The following is a 13,992-nucleotide window of genomic DNA, read 5'->3' on the forward strand; positions in this document are numbered from 1 at the left end:
ATGCAGCATTAGGAGACCCCCGATGAACCTGCAAGAACTCACCCAACGCCTGCACCAGATCCGCGACAACAACGACTGGCGTGGCTTCCACAGCCCGAAGAACCTGGCCATGGCCGCCAGCGTCGAAATGGCCGAGCTGGTGGAAATCTTCCAGTGGCTGAGCGAAGACCAATCGCGCCAGCTGCCCGCCGACAAGCTGGCCCATGCCGGCCAGGAAATCGGCGATGTGGTGCTGTACCTGTTGCTGCTGTGCAGCGAACTGGGCCTGGACATGGACCAGGTAGTGCGAGCCAAGCTGGCCGACAGCGAGAGGCGCTTCGCCCGATGAACGACCGTCACTTCGATGAGCTGGCCACCCGCTTTGCCGAGAAGATCTACGGCGGCGCCAAGGGCGCCATCCGCCTGGCCGTGCTGCAGGCCGACCTGGCCGAAGCACTGCCCGACCGCCCGCTGCGCATCCTCGACATTGGTGCCGGGTTGGGTCACATGGCCTTGTGGCTGGCCCAGCGCGGCCACCAGCTGACCCTGGCCGAACCCGCCGCGCCGATGCTCGACGGCGCACGGGCGCGCTTTGCCGAAGCCGGCCAACCGGCCACCTTCATCCAGGCCCCCTGGCAAGACCTGCTCGGCCAGCTGACCGAACCCTACGACCTGGTGCTATGCCACGCCGTACTCGAATGGCTGGCCGAGCCCGAAAGCATCCTGCCGGTGCTGCACCAGCTCACGGCCCCTTCCGGGTGGCTGTCGCTGGCCTTCTACAACCGCGACGCCCTGGTCTATCGCAACCTGCTCAAGGGCCATTTCCGCAAGTTGCGCAGCAACCGGCTGGAAGGTGAAAAGCAGAGCCTGACCCCGCAAAAACCGCTTGATCCACGCGAACTCAGGGCGCAACTTGATCCTATGTGGCAGGTTGAAAGCGAAAGTGGCGTGCGGGTGTTCCACGACTACATGCCCAAGGAATTCCAAGGCAAGGCCGAGCTGCTCGACCTGCTGGAAATGGAACTGGCCTACCGTCGACACCCCAGCTTCGCCGGGCTCGGCCGCTACCTGCACTGGGTCTGCCGCCCCCGCTGACCTGCCCGCCGGGAGGAATACATGCCGTACCGTCTGTTGTGCCTGGCCGTGCTGCCGCTTGCCCTGGCTGGCTGCCAGGGCAGCAACCCCTATGTGGCCAGCAGCCGCCCGTTACCACCGGCGCCTGCCCAGGCGGCCAGCACCTTCGATGCCAGTGCCTACCCGACACCGGCCCGAGATTACGGGCACTACCGTAGCTGGAGTTGGCGCAACGGCCAGTTGCCCAGTGGCTCGGTCGATACCGACCCGGGGCAACTGGCCGATGCCGTCAGCGGCGCGCTGGACCAGCATGGCCTGCGCCCCGCCCGGGGCGGCCCCGGCGACTTGCTGGTCAGCGCCGACATACGCCTGGAAAAGCGCTTGCGCCAGGTACGTGACTACGATGCCTACGACCCTTACTACGGCCCGTACCCCTACGGTGGTGTCGGTTATGGCGGCTACCGCCATGGCTATGGTGGCTATGCCAGCGTGCCCATCGTGCGCACCTATGAGGTGCAAGTGATGGTGGTGCGTATCGACCTGTACGACGCCCGCAGCGGCCAGCCGGTATGGAGTGCCAGCGCCGAAAGCGGCAGCGACAAGGACTCGCCGCGTGAACGCGAAAGCGCCCTGCGCGATTCTGTGCACAAGGCGCTCAACGGCTATCCTCCCAGTTGATATCCAACGGAGAACCATCATGTTGCGCCGTCTCGTTCTACTGTCATTCGCGTTGTTGCTCGCCGCCTGCTCCAGCAATAACGTCCAGCAGGATTTCGATGCCAGCCGTGACTTTGCCGCCTACCGCAGCTGGGCATGGCAGGAACCAGGCCTGCAGTACCGCCCGGACGACCCACGAATCAAGAGCGACCTGACCGAGCAGCGCATTCGCCAGGCAGTGGCAAACCAACTCGACCAGCGCGGCCTGCGCCCGGTGCAAAGTGGCGCGCGGCCAGACCTGACAGTGCGCGCGTACCTGATCGTCGAGCAGCGCCAGCAACAGATCACCACCAACTACGGCGGTGGCTGGGGGGGCTACTGGGGCGGCTACTGGGGTGGGCCGATGTACAACGAAACCCGCAGCGTCGACTACAAGGTCGCCACCATCCAGATCGACCTCTTCGATGGGCGTGACAGCAAGCTGGTGTGGCGCGGCAGTGCCGAGCAGATCATGAACAACTACCCGCCAAGCCCCGAGGAACGCAACAGCGCGATCCAGAACACCGTGACCAAGGTGTTGGCCAACTACCCGCCGGGGAGCAAGAAGTAACGTTCAAACACAAACTCCATGGGCGCCGCGGACCTGTGGGAGCGGGCATGCCCGCGAAGCAGGCACCGCGGTGGATGGCACGGGCTCGCCCGCTCCCACAGGGGTCGCGCAGGATTTTCAACGGCAAGTACCTGTGCCAGCTACGACAAAATCCATCCCGGCCACGCCTTTTTCTTTCTCCCGCTCCACTCCCCGCAGGTTCCCGTCTATCTTCACTTAAGGAAACCTGACTGACCGGGTAGATGTGTTCAACATTTGGGAAGGGCGACCTGCCAATGCAAAGCATTGTTCTCCTGCTGTGGCTTGCCTTGTGCTCCGAACAGGACGTGCGTCAACGCCAGATATCCAACATGCTCACCCTTGGCGTGGCTACCTGCGCCCTAGCCTGGCTGTTCGCCACCGGCCACAGCTGGATCGGTGCCGATGCCAGCGATGCAGGCTGGGCGCTGGCCATCGTCATGCTGCTGACGCTGCCCGGTTACATGCTCGGCCGTTTAGGCGCCGATGACGTCAAGCTGATGGGCGCCCTGGCCCTGGCCACCAGCCCGCAATACGTGCTTGGCACCTTCATCGGCGCCGGTGTCAGCGTGCTGCTGTGGCTGCTCACCCGCCGGCGCCTGTGGACCTTGCTCAACCCAAAGGTGAAAAAGCGTTTGCAGGCCCTGACCGAAGAAATGGGTGACAAGCAGGCGTTCGTCCCCTATGTGCTGGCCGGCTTTCTGTTGACAGCGGTATGGGTCCAATGAGCTAGCCTGTGGTCCGACACCTTGTACAAAACTTGTACATATTCGCTTGGTGCGACTACTTTTAAACTGCCAGAGCGTCTGGCCCGGGAGCAGGGCCGTATACGAACAGGGAGTGGATCGTGTCCAGACAAGTGAGTGAGTTGAAGGTTTTGGTGGTGGATGACCAACCGGTCATTGTCGAACAACTCTGTGAATTCCTCGAAACCAAGGGCTATGTTTGCGTACCGGCCCATTCTGCTGACGAAGCCATCGAGCGCTATATGGCAGACCCAGCCATCGGTCTGCTTATCTGCGACCTGCACATGCCGGGACGGGATGGCGTTGAACTGATGCGCACCCTGAAGGAGGTCGACGGCAGCCAGCGCATGTTCGAAGCCATCATGTTGACCGGGCGTGCCGAGAAACAGGACGTGATCCGCGCGCTGCGCGAAGGCTTTGCCGATTACTACCAGAAGCCGGTGGAGCTCGATGAACTGCTTGAAGGCGTACGTCGGCAGGAAGAGGCATTGCTGGAACGCCAGCGCAACTTCCACGACCTCGGCGGATTGAATCAGCGCCTGCAGGATCTGGCCGAATCGATTGACGAGCTCTACCAGGATTTGGAAAAGGCCCGGGGCCAAGGTACTCATCGACGTGCCACGGATGTGGAAGAAAGCGAAAGCGAGCTGCCAGCGGCGTTCGGGAAGCTGTCGCCACGCCAGCTGGAGGTGGCCCGCCTGGTGGGCAAGGGCAAGACCAACTACCAGATCGCCTGTGAGCTGGGCATTACCGAGAACACCGTGAAGCTGTATGTGTCGCAGGTGCTGCGCCTGACCCACATGCACAACCGCACCCAGCTGGCCCTGGCGCTGACACCCAGTTCGTCGCCGGTGCATCAGCGGTTTACTACCCATTGAGTTACCGATAGGCGCACCGCTTTTTTGTAGGAGCAGCCTTGCGCTGCGAAAGGGCCCTCATGGCTTACAAAAGATTGCGCCTGAAATGGCCTCTTCGCAGCACAAGGCTGCTCCTACAGATCCTCGGTTCACCTGTTACAACTGGATAGCCAGTTTTAACGTCACGCGTGGCCCACGATTTAGGCTGTCCAATGCCACATCCGCCAAAGGCTTGGCCAGCTCCAGCGCCACATTGAACAAGCGCCCATCGCCCAACCGCACACCAAGCGCCGCCGAAGCCAGGTGGGCATCCTCCACAGGCCCCCGGTTATGCCAGGCCTGCGCCGTATCCAACACCGCATAGGGCTGCACCAACGCCAGCCAGTTGGCGTGCATGCTGTAATTCACCTCGTAAGCCACACCCCAGCCCTTGTCCCCGTCCGCCTGGTCGCGCGGGTAGCCACGGCCGAAACTCTGCCCGCCAAACCCCGCACGCTCGCTGTCGGGCAAGCGGTCATCACTCCAGTACAACGCCCCGGACATCACCCCCTGCCAGTTACCGAGCAACGTGTCACTTTGCAGGCCGGAAAGCCGCAACCGCAGAAAATCCAGATTGTAGTCGGCATCGCTGCGCGCCCCCAGGTAATCCAGGCCCTGATAGACCCCGGCGCTGACGATACGCAAACGGCCCTCTTCCACCTTGCGCCAGTCGCCCTCGAATGACAGCGCACGCACGTAGGTGTCGTAGTCCCGTGCCGATGGCAACCCATCCACCCGGTCCTCGAAGTGCTCACTGACCGAATACACCTGCCCCTGCACCACCATCCATTCATCCGGCCTGACGATCACCGGCTGGCGCAGGCCGATCGCATAGCGATCGCTGTCGCGCTTGCGGGTGATGTCACGGCCATCGTCCAGACGAATCCGCGTGCCGGGCTCGCTGCGGTAGCGCGAAGCCGACAGCAGCAGCTGGCTGCCGCCCGCGTCCAGGTACTGGCTGTAGGCCAGGCGCTGGTAATGCACTTGGTCATCCCCCGGCGGCAGCAACAGGCTGGCCTCGATCTGTTCGGCAAAGCGGGTCTGGGCGTGGCTGGTTGCCGTCAGCAGCGCCTGCGCATCGTCGCGGTTGCCATCAGCAACGGTAACAGCAGCACTGAACGGCTTGCGCTGCGCATGCACGGTCAACCGCGCAGCACCATCAGCGGTTTGCGCCACGGCCAGCTGCGGCTCTATCGTCACCCCCGGCAGGCGCTCGGCCAGGCCCAGGTAGCGCTCCAGCGTTTCCCGGGTCAGCGGGCGCTCGGTGGCAAGCCGCTCCAGCAGCTGGTGCAGATAGGCGCTGGCCGGGCCAATATCGCCGTCCACGCGGTAATCACGGATATAGCCTTCGACCAGCACCACATTGACCCGGCCATCGGCCACCTCCTGCGGCGGCAGGTAGGCGTATGACAACAGGTAGCCTTCCTGCCGATAGCGCTGGGTCAGACGCGCGGTGTACTGCTGCAGCTCGCCCAACGTGGTCTGACGCCCGATCAGCGGTTGGTAGTGTTCGCGCAGGTCGCTCAAGGGGAACACCGTGCCGCCTTCGAAGCGCACTTTATGCAGCACCAGCGGGGTATCCGCAGGCGCCCACGCGGGGCTGTCGCCATCCACCCCGGCCAGCTGCAGGTGAGCGCTGACCGGGCGGTAGGCGTCTATCGGCAGGTTGGCGCCGGGCAGGCGACGTTCGTACTCATGGCTGTCGAGAAAACCCGGCAAAGGCTCGGCATGGGCCGCAAGCGCCCAAGGCAGCAACAACAGGGGCACGGCCAGAGGACGCATAGGGCGCTCCATGTTCCCTGGGGCTGCGTTGCAGCCCTTCGCGGGCGTGCCCGCTCCCACCGAGATCGCGCATTTCCTGAACTGTGGGAGCGGGCGTGCCCGCGAAGGGCCGCAAAGCGGCCCCAAATTGCTTGACTGACAGGCATCAGGGGCGCCAGCCGGTCACACCCGTTACTTGCAAGCGTAGGTGCTGCCTCGGCCCTCGTCGAACAGCTACTCGCTGACCTGGAACGCCACGCGCGCCGTCTCGCCGCTTTCATCCAGCGCGCTGATTTCCGCCTGGCCTACCTGTTGGAAGCGCACCAGCAGGCTGTCCTGCCCCTGGGTTTCGCCCAATGGCTGGCCGTTGAGGAACCACCAGCGCCGCCCGCCGCCGCCCAGCGCCGACACATACAGTTGCAACGGTTCGCTGCTGGTGGCCGGGCGGCGCAGGTTGTCGCCCGGGCGCACGCCCACGATCGAAAGCGGTGGCGCGCTGGCCGGCACCTGCGGCGGGCAGGCCGGGTCGATGGCCGGCAGGCGCGCCGCACGCCGTTCCACGCGTGGCAGCCAAGGCTCCAGCGGGGCGGGCCATAGGGCGATGTCGCGGGCCTTGGCGCCCGGGCAACTGCCATCGACGCGCAGCCCCTGGTCGTTGACCCATACGCTTTCGCGCAGGCCCAGGCCGAGTGGCTGGTCGGCGGCCTGCAGGGTTGGCGGCGTAGTGCCGTCCAGGGTCCAGGCGAAACGCTGACGCCGGCAGTTGCGGTCCTGTTTGTTCATCGGCTGGCCCAGCGGCCAACAGATCGCCGCCACGCCAACATTGGCAGGCACCCGCTCCACCGGCACGCCGATGCCACGCTGGCTGTCACGGTTGCTCAGCAGGTCGTGCACCTGCAGCATCAGCGGCGCCGCCGAAGCAAGCCCGAATTGGCCGGGTACCGGTGTGCCGTCGGGGCGGCCGATCCATACGCCGATCAGGTAGCGCGGGCCCACACCGATCGACCAGGCATCGCGAAAGCCATAGCTGGTGCCGGTTTTCCAGGCCAGTTGCGGGCGTTGTACCAGCTCGGCATGCGGGTCGCGGTCGGGGCGCGCCTGGCCGCTGAGGATACGCCGGATGATCCAAGCAGCCCCTGGTGACAGCAGGCGCCGTTCCAGCAACGGATCCTGCGGTTGCAGGCGTACCCGCGCACTGTTGCCACCACGCGCCAGCGCAGCGTAGCCACCCACCAGATCCTCCAGGCGGCTGCCCGCGCCCCCCAGGATCAATGACAGGTTGGGCTCGGCCAGGGGCGGCAGTATCAGCGGCATGCCCGCCATGCGCAGTTGCGCGGCAAAGCGTTTCGGGCCGTAGGCCTCCAGCAGCTGCACCGCCGGCAGGTTGAGCGACAGCGCCAGCGCCGAACTGGCAGACACCGGCCCGCTGAACCCCATGGAGAAGTTGCCGGGGCGATAGTCGCCATAGCGTCGCGGCACATCCTGCAGCAACGACTCGGAATGGATCAGGCCGTCATCCAGCGCCATGCCGTAGAGGAACGGCTTGAGGGTGGAGCCCGGCGAGCGCAACGAACGCACCATGTCGACATGCCCGAAGCGGCGCTCGTCGGCCAGGTCGATGGAGCCCAGGTAGGCACGCACCGCCATGGTCTGCGCATCGACCACCAGGATGGCGGCGGAGGTGCGCTCCGGCAACCGTGCGCGCCAGCCCAGCAGCAGGTCTTCGAGGCGCCGCTGCAGCGCGGCGTCGAGCGTGGTGCGGATCAGCGGCGGGCTGTCGGCGCTGTTCAGGCGCCGGGCCAGCAGCGGCGCCAGGGCCGGTTCCTGACGTGGCGCCAGCACCAGCGGTTCTTCACCTGCCTCACGGATTTGCTGGGCCGGCCACACCTGGTATTCGGCCAGGCGTTGCAGCACTTTGTCCCGGGCGCGCTGGGCACGCTCGGGGTGGCGGTCCGGGCGCAGGCGGCTGGGCGCCTGGGGCAGCACGGCCAGCAGCGCCGCTTCGGCCGGGGTCAGGTGCATGGGCGACTTGCCCAGGTATGCCCAACTGGCGGCCGCCACGCCCTGCAGGGTGCCGCCGAAAGGCGCGCGGTCCAGGTAGATCTGCAGGATTTCGCGCTTGGACAAATGCCATTCCAGCTGCGCCGTGCGCCACAGCTGGCGCATTTTGCCGGCCAGGGTGCGTTCATGCGGGTCGAGCAGGCGCGCGACCTGCATCGACAGCGTGCTGCCGCCCGACACCACACGCCCGCCACGCAGGTTCAGCCAGGCTGCGCGGGCCAGGGCCAACGGGTTGACCCCGGGGTGGCTGTAGAACCAGCGGTCCTCGTAGGTCAGCAGCGCCTGCAGATACAGCGGCGAGACCTCGTCGGGGCTGACCGGGTAGCGCCACACGCCATCGGCATCGGCAAAGCGCCACAACGGCGTGCCGTCCTCGGCCAGCACCACCCGGGCCAGGTCGTCGCCGGGCATGGGCAGCGGCCAGAGGCGGTCGGCCAGCCACAACAGGCCGAACAGCACCAGCATGCCGATCACTGTGGCGCGCAACAGCCTGCCCGCACGGGTACGCGGCCGCGTTAAGCTTGGCATCGGGAACCGACCTGGCCAGGTGATGGCCAAAGGCTTGGGAACGGCAACATCGCCGATTCGTTCATCAGGAAGCAACTATGCATGTAGAAGGTTTTTTCGAGTGGCTGGGCCAGGCGCTGGGGTCGTTGATCCGCTTCATCGTCGACGCATTGAGCGGGCTGTTCAACCTGCTGGCCAGTGCCGGTGGCAATTTCATCGATGGCCTGGCGCGCACCTTGGGCATGGAGACCTCGCTGCTCAGCATCCTCGCCCTGATCATCGGGCTGGTGCTGCTGTACTCGGCAATCCGCGCGTTCATGCGCGCCTCGATCATCCTCGGGATCATCTGGCTGCTGCTGGGGTTGTGGGTGATGAGCTGGGTGATTCACTGACATTGAACTGCCCGGCTCGGACCTGTGGGAGCGGCCTTGTGTCGCGAAAGGGCTGCGCAGCAGCCCCAGGATCTCAGCTCCGCCGCTTGAAATGCCGGGGCCGCTTTGCGGCCCTTTCGCGACACAAGGCCGCTCCCACATAGTGCGCGCAAGGCAGGTGCTTAGCGGGCTTTTACGGTCATCTCCCCTTGCCCATCCCCCACAGCCTGCAGGTTTGGCCGGTACATCGATTCGACCTGCGGCGGCGGCACGCGGTAGGTGCCTGGGGTCACTGCCCGAGCCAGGTACAGCAGGTGGGTGGTGCCGTAACTGTCCAGCTTGAGCGCAGCGACATAACGGTCATCGCGATACTCCTGGTGCACCACGCTGGCATTCTGCATCGACTCGCGCCATTCCTTCACCGCACTGCTGGCGTTGTCCAGGCTGGCGGCACTCTGCGCCAGGTTCTGGTTCTCCAGTTCCAGGCCTGCCGGTAGCAAGTCCACCACCAGCGCATCCGGCACCCGGTCTTCGGCCTTGAGCGCCAGGTGCACCAGCACCAGGTCACCGCTGCGCAGGTTGTGCAGGTCCAACGGCTGGCCATTCATGCCCAGGTACTCACGGCGGATCTGCATGCCGTTGCCACCGGCCGCAGGCGCCTGGCGTGGGTAACCCGACAAGGTCAGTTGCTGGTACAGCGTTTCGCTGCCTTGGTTCTGCACACTCAATGGCGAAGCCAGCAACGGGCCTTCGAGCTTCATGCCGGCCTCGGCATTGTTGAACTCGCGCACTTCGCCCGCGCTGTCCAGGCGCGCCTGCCACTGGCCTTCCGGCTTGCCTAGCAGGCCACGGCCGGCCAGGAACAGCGCATTACGCTCCTGGGTCGACAGCCAGCGGTTGGCCGCCAGCTCATCCGACAGGGCGAACAGGCGCTGGTCGACCTGGCGGCTGGCCAGGTTGCTTTCCTGCAGCAGCGCCAGGATCAGTGCCTGGTCGCGCAGGGCGCTACCATAGTCGGCCATCCAGCCTTTACCGCGGCTGATGCCCAGGCCTGCCTGCAGGGCCTGCTCGGCACGCGGCTTGTCGCCCATCTTGTCCAGCGCCACCGCCAGTTGCACCAGTGGCAGGCCAGAGCGGGCGTCGGCGCGGCGTTCGAACAGGCCACGCAGGGCACCCAGCGGCGCCTGCTGGCTGCGCGACAGCACCAATGCCGCATAGGCCTGCACGGCGAAGCGGGTGTGTTCGGCGTTCTCGCTGTAGTCGACTTCGATCAGGTTGCGCTCCTGCAGGTAGCGCAGCAGGCGCTCGCTGGCCTTCTTCAGCGCTTCGGCCGGCACACCATAGCCTTGGTCACGGGCGCGCAGCAGGAAGTCGGTGACATAGGCGGTCAGCCAGTATTCTTCTTCGCTGTCCGAGCTCCACAGGCCGAAGCTGCCGTTGTAACGCTGCATGCCCAGCAGGTGCTCGATACCCATCTCGATCTTGCGCTTGCGCACATCGGCTGGCTCACCCTTGATGCCCAGGCGCTTGAGGCTGTCGGCATCGGCATACAGCGACGGGTAGAGGCCGCTGGTGGTCTGCTCCAGGCAACCGTAGGGGTAGGCTTCGAGGGCACGGATCTGCTCGGCCAGGTTCAGCGGTGGCCGGCTCGACAAGGCCAGGCTGGCTTCAAGCCCGGCGGGTTCGAAGGCGGCCAGGTCTGCTTCAGGCAGGGTCCATGGCTGGTCCTTCAAGGCCACGCGGTAGTGCTTGAGCATCGCCGGGTAGGCCGGGCGCACGCCCAGCGTCCACTCGCGCTCGAACGCGCCGGTCGGCTCGTTCGGCAGTTGCAGGCCAGTGACCCGCACATGCACCTTGCCCTGCCCCAGACCTCCCTGGGCCTGTACCGGGATCATCAGCGTCGAGCGCTGGCCTTCAGCCAGGGCAACGTTCTGCACGGCGTTGGCCGCCAGGCTCAGCTGCCCTTCAGTGCTGATTTCAACGTTCAGCTGCTGGGCACGGCCCGACAGGTTGGCCAGGTCCAGCGCCAGGCTGGTGCGGTCGCCACCGGCCAGGAAACGCGGTGCCGAGAGCTCGGCGATCAACGGCGCGGCGACCACGGTCTTGCCTTCGGCCATGCCGAACTGTTCCTCGGTCCAGGCCTGGGCCATCAGCCGCAGTTCGCCATTGAAGTCAGGGATATCGACCGTGGCCTGGCCCTCGCCCTTGTCGTCCAGGGTCACCGGCAGGCTCTGCTGGGCGACGATGGTCACCGTGGTGTTGGGGCGCTTGCCACCCTTGGCCATCGCTGCGTCACCACCAAATGCCAGGCTGGCCAGGCGGCCCTGGCCGGCTTCGATCAACTGGCCGTAGATATCCAGCTGGTCAGCACCGTAAGCCTTGCGCCCGAACAGGCTGGCGAACGGGTCGGGGGTCTTGAAGTCGGTGATGTTGAGGATGCCCACGTCCACCGCCGACAACAGCACATGCACCTGTTCAGGCACGCTGCCATCGGCATTTGCAGCCTTGACCTTCACGGTCAGCGGCTGTTTCGGGCGCATTTTCTCCGGTGCCTGCAGGCTCACCGCCAGCTTGCGCTCGGCGCGGTTCAGCGGCAGGTGCAGCACGCCCACCGCGCGCTTCGGCGTGGCGTTGGCCTTGCGCTCACCCGGGCGGATCACCAGCGCGCTGATGTACAGGTCGTGGCGGGCCCACTGCTTGTCCAGTTGCACGTCGAACGTCTTGCCTTCGGCGGGCACGTCGATCTCCTGCCACCACAGCGGGCCATCGCTGGACTCGATCATCAGGTAGCCACTGCCGGCTGCGGGCGGGGTGACGGTGACCTTGGCGGTAGCGCCGTCGGCGTAGGCCGGTTTGTCCAGTGCCAGCTTGACCTGGTCCGGTCGCACCGCGCCGCCTTCGGCGTTGTCCTGGGCGCGGTAGCCGGCCCAGAAGCGCGCGCTGGACACCAGGCCCGTCTCCGGATCCTCCACCTCGACACGGTACGGGCCCCATTCCACCTGGAAGCTCAGCTTGGCGGTGGAGCCGGCCTTGACGCTGACGGTCTCTTCGCTCTGGGTGAGGAATTTCTCGTTGTAGGCGTAGCTCCAGCCATCGCTCTGCGAGTAGTTCCAGTAGTAGTCGCGGCGCTCGCGTACCAGCCGCACCTTGAGGTCGTTGGCCGCCAGCTTCTTGCCGTTGCGGTCGGCCACCAGGAACTCGAACTCCACCGGCCCGTCACTGTCGGTTTCCTCGCCGTCGAACAGGCCACGCAGGCCTGGCAGGCGCTCGGCCGGCCAGATGGGTTGTTCCAGGCGCCGGGTGATCGGCCGGCCACCGGACTCCTGCAGGCTGGCCTGTACGGTCAGTTGCAGCGGCGAGCGGGCTTCGGCCCAGCGGCTTTCGATATCGACCACGGCCTTGCCGGCCTGGTCGAGGGTGACTTCGTCCAGCTCCAGGTCCTGGTTCAGCTCGGTTTCGGTGACCGAGCCGAACTGATAGCCAGGCAGCGCCGGTACCGCCTCGCGCAGCGGGCGAACATAGGCCTGGCCGCTCAGGCGGTTGCCGGCAGCCGGGGCGCCGTAGAGGTAACGGCCATTGACCTGGATGCGCGCATCCTGATCCGGAGACAACGGTTTGCTGCTGCCCTTGAGTTCCAGCGCCAGGCGCTCGGGCAGGAAGTCTTCGACGAGGAATTCATACACCTGCTTGCGCCCGCCGCCCAGGTCGAGCAGCAGTTGCCAGCGGCCGGTCGGGGCCTCGCTGGCCAGCTGCAGCTGGTACTGGTACAGGCCATTGCCGTCGGCTTCCCAGACGAACTTGCGGCTGACCTGCTCATCCGGGCGACGCACTTCCACGCTCACTGGCTGCGCCTTGACCGGCTTGCCGTCCTGGTCGCGCAGCAGGCCGTTGAGCAACACCGTTTCACCGGGGCGATACAGGTCACGCGGGCCGAAGATGAAGAACTGCAGCGGGTTGGCCTGCGGGCCGGTGATGTCGAACTCGGCCAGGTCCAGCGCCGCGCTGCTCAGGCGCAGCAGGGTGGTGTGCACACCCTGGGTGGCGATCAACGTGTCGGCCTTGGGCGTGATCGGCAGCTGGGCATGGCCATCGCTATCGGTGCTGGCCTGGGCCAGCAGCTTGCCCTTGTCGTCATGGATTTCCAGGTTGACGCCGTTCATCGCCTTGCCACCTTCCAGGGCCTGGGCGAACACATCGAGGCGGTCGCGGTAGCGATGCGCGGACACACCGATGTCGCTAAGAGTGAACAGGGTCGCTGGTTGCGAGTAGTCGTAGGTGCCCGAGGCTCGCATCACCGCCAGGTACACGCCTGGCTCCTGCAGCGGCTTGATGCCGGCGATCGGCAGCAGCACGGTCTCGCGGGTGTTGCGTGCGGGGTTGAGGTCGAAGCGGCCGCTGTAGACCAGATCGGCCATGTCCAGGGTTTCCTTGGACTGGTAGTAGTAAAGGCTGCTGTTGCGCCCCCAGTTGACCAGGAAGGTCGAGAGCATGTCCGGCTTCACGCGGAAGAACTCGACATCGACCTTGTCGACGTTGAGGGCGATCACCGGCAGGCCCTCGGCCAGGCGCGTGGGCAGCAGCGAACCGCGGCTGGCGAAGCCGATGGTCGGCTGCATGTCGCGGGTTTCCAGGCGGCTGATCGACTCGCTGTCCAGTTGCTTGCCATTGACCGCCAGCAGGCCCTTGTCGACGGTCAGCACCAGCTTGCGCTGCGGCTCCAGGTGGCGCAGGCGCAGCTCCATCTGGTTGTCGGAGAGCTCCCAGGCGCCGTCGAGCTTGCCTTTGACGGTGTCGACCAGGTGCACTTTGCTGGCGAAGTCCTGCTTGGCATCCAGCGGCGCGGAGAAGCTGATCGACAGCGTCGCGGCGCCATCGAGTTGCACTTCGGAAACATCCAGCACCGTCAGCTCGCGGCCCTCGTAGCGTTTGGCGAGTACGGCCGGGTCTTCGCGTTGGGGTGCCGGGGTGGCGGCGGGCGCTGTGGCCGCCGGCTTTTCGGATGGCGCCGGCTTGTCCGGCGTCGAAGAGTCACAGGCACTGAGCAAAGCCAGCGCGCAGGCCAGCAACAATCCTTTGTTGAACATGGAGTAGAACTCTTAGGCAGCGTGTACGTGAGGGCAGCAACTATAGCGCAACTATGGTCGCGCGAATTGGCTGCATGGCCGGTACACTGCTGGCAATTTAGAAAAGCGGGGGCGCTTTGCGCCCCTTTCGCGACACAAGGCCGCTCCTACAGGGACCGCGGCAACCTGGAAGGCCTTGCGGTTCCTGTAGGAGCGGCCTTGTGTCGCGAAAGGGCTGCGCAGCAGCCC

10 protein-coding genes are annotated in these 13,992 nt (G+C 65.6%); 7 read left to right on the forward strand and 3 right to left on the reverse strand.

All coding sequences use genetic code 11. From position 1 onward, the window contains the following. Nucleotides 1–22 precede the first annotated feature (22 nt). The 6 genes from ABIB24_RS19165 (at nucleotide 23) to ABIB24_RS19190 (ending at nucleotide 3,962) form a co-directional block, all read left to right on the forward strand. Nucleotides 23–328 carry a MazG-like family protein gene (locus ABIB24_RS19165; RefSeq protein WP_013970728.1) on the forward strand — a complete coding sequence of 102 codons (306 nt, stop codon included), beginning with the start codon at nucleotides 23–25 and terminating at the stop codon, nucleotides 326–328. Then, nucleotides 325–1,074 (forward strand): methyltransferase domain-containing protein, encoded by a 750-nt coding sequence (locus tag ABIB24_RS19170; RefSeq protein WP_015268825.1) that lies wholly within the window; start codon nucleotides 325–327, stop codon nucleotides 1,072–1,074. The genes ABIB24_RS19165 and ABIB24_RS19170 overlap by 4 nt, the downstream gene beginning before the upstream one ends. Before the next feature lie 21 nt (nucleotides 1,075–1,095). After that, on the forward strand, nucleotides 1,096–1,731 hold the full coding sequence (locus tag ABIB24_RS19175) for a DUF4136 domain-containing protein (protein ID WP_085617875.1): 636 nt from the start codon (nucleotides 1,096–1,098) through the stop codon (nucleotides 1,729–1,731). 19 nt (nucleotides 1,732–1,750) lie between these two features. After that, on the forward strand, nucleotides 1,751–2,320 hold the full coding sequence (locus ABIB24_RS19180) for a DUF4136 domain-containing protein (RefSeq protein ID WP_075044499.1): 570 nt from the start codon (nucleotides 1,751–1,753) through the stop codon (nucleotides 2,318–2,320). 275 nt (nucleotides 2,321–2,595) lie between these two features. After that, nucleotides 2,596–3,066, forward strand: a complete 471-nt coding sequence (locus ABIB24_RS19185; RefSeq protein ID WP_274078647.1) for a prepilin peptidase — start codon at nucleotides 2,596–2,598, stop codon at nucleotides 3,064–3,066. A gap of 119 nt (nucleotides 3,067–3,185) precedes the next feature. Continuing rightward, entirely contained in the window at nucleotides 3,186–3,962 is a 777-nt protein-coding gene (locus ABIB24_RS19190) for a response regulator transcription factor (protein ID WP_274078648.1), read from the forward strand. 135 nt (nucleotides 3,963–4,097) lie between these two features. On the opposite strand, the gene ABIB24_RS19195 is transcribed toward ABIB24_RS19190, so the two are convergent. Next, nucleotides 4,098–5,762 (reverse strand): ShlB/FhaC/HecB family hemolysin secretion/activation protein, encoded by a 1,665-nt coding sequence (locus ABIB24_RS19195; RefSeq protein ID WP_354317012.1) that lies wholly within the window; start codon nucleotides 5,760–5,762, stop codon nucleotides 4,098–4,100. 213 nt (nucleotides 5,763–5,975) lie between these two features. Beyond that, complete coding sequence (gene pbpC / locus ABIB24_RS19200) at nucleotides 5,976–8,330, reverse strand: peptidoglycan glycosyltransferase PbpC (RefSeq protein WP_354317013.1); 2,355 nt, start codon at nucleotides 8,328–8,330, stop codon at nucleotides 5,976–5,978. 77 nt (nucleotides 8,331–8,407) lie between these two features. Here pbpC and ABIB24_RS19205 point away from each other — a divergent pair, with 77 nt between their 5' ends. Then, on the forward strand, nucleotides 8,408–8,701 hold the full coding sequence (locus ABIB24_RS19205; protein WP_025337571.1) for a hypothetical protein: 294 nt from the start codon (nucleotides 8,408–8,410) through the stop codon (nucleotides 8,699–8,701). A gap of 161 nt (nucleotides 8,702–8,862) precedes the next feature. Here ABIB24_RS19205 and ABIB24_RS19210 read toward each other — a convergent pair whose 3' ends face one another. Beyond that, a complete protein-coding gene (locus ABIB24_RS19210) occupies nucleotides 8,863–13,764 on the reverse strand; it encodes an alpha-2-macroglobulin family protein (RefSeq protein WP_354317015.1) in 4,902 nt (1,633 codons plus the stop codon). Between the last annotated feature and the right edge of the window lie 228 nt (nucleotides 13,765–13,992).

The organism is Pseudomonas sp. UYEF17 (assembly GCF_040546125.1).
Classification (GTDB): domain Bacteria; phylum Pseudomonadota; class Gammaproteobacteria; order Pseudomonadales; family Pseudomonadaceae; genus Aquipseudomonas; species Aquipseudomonas putida_Z.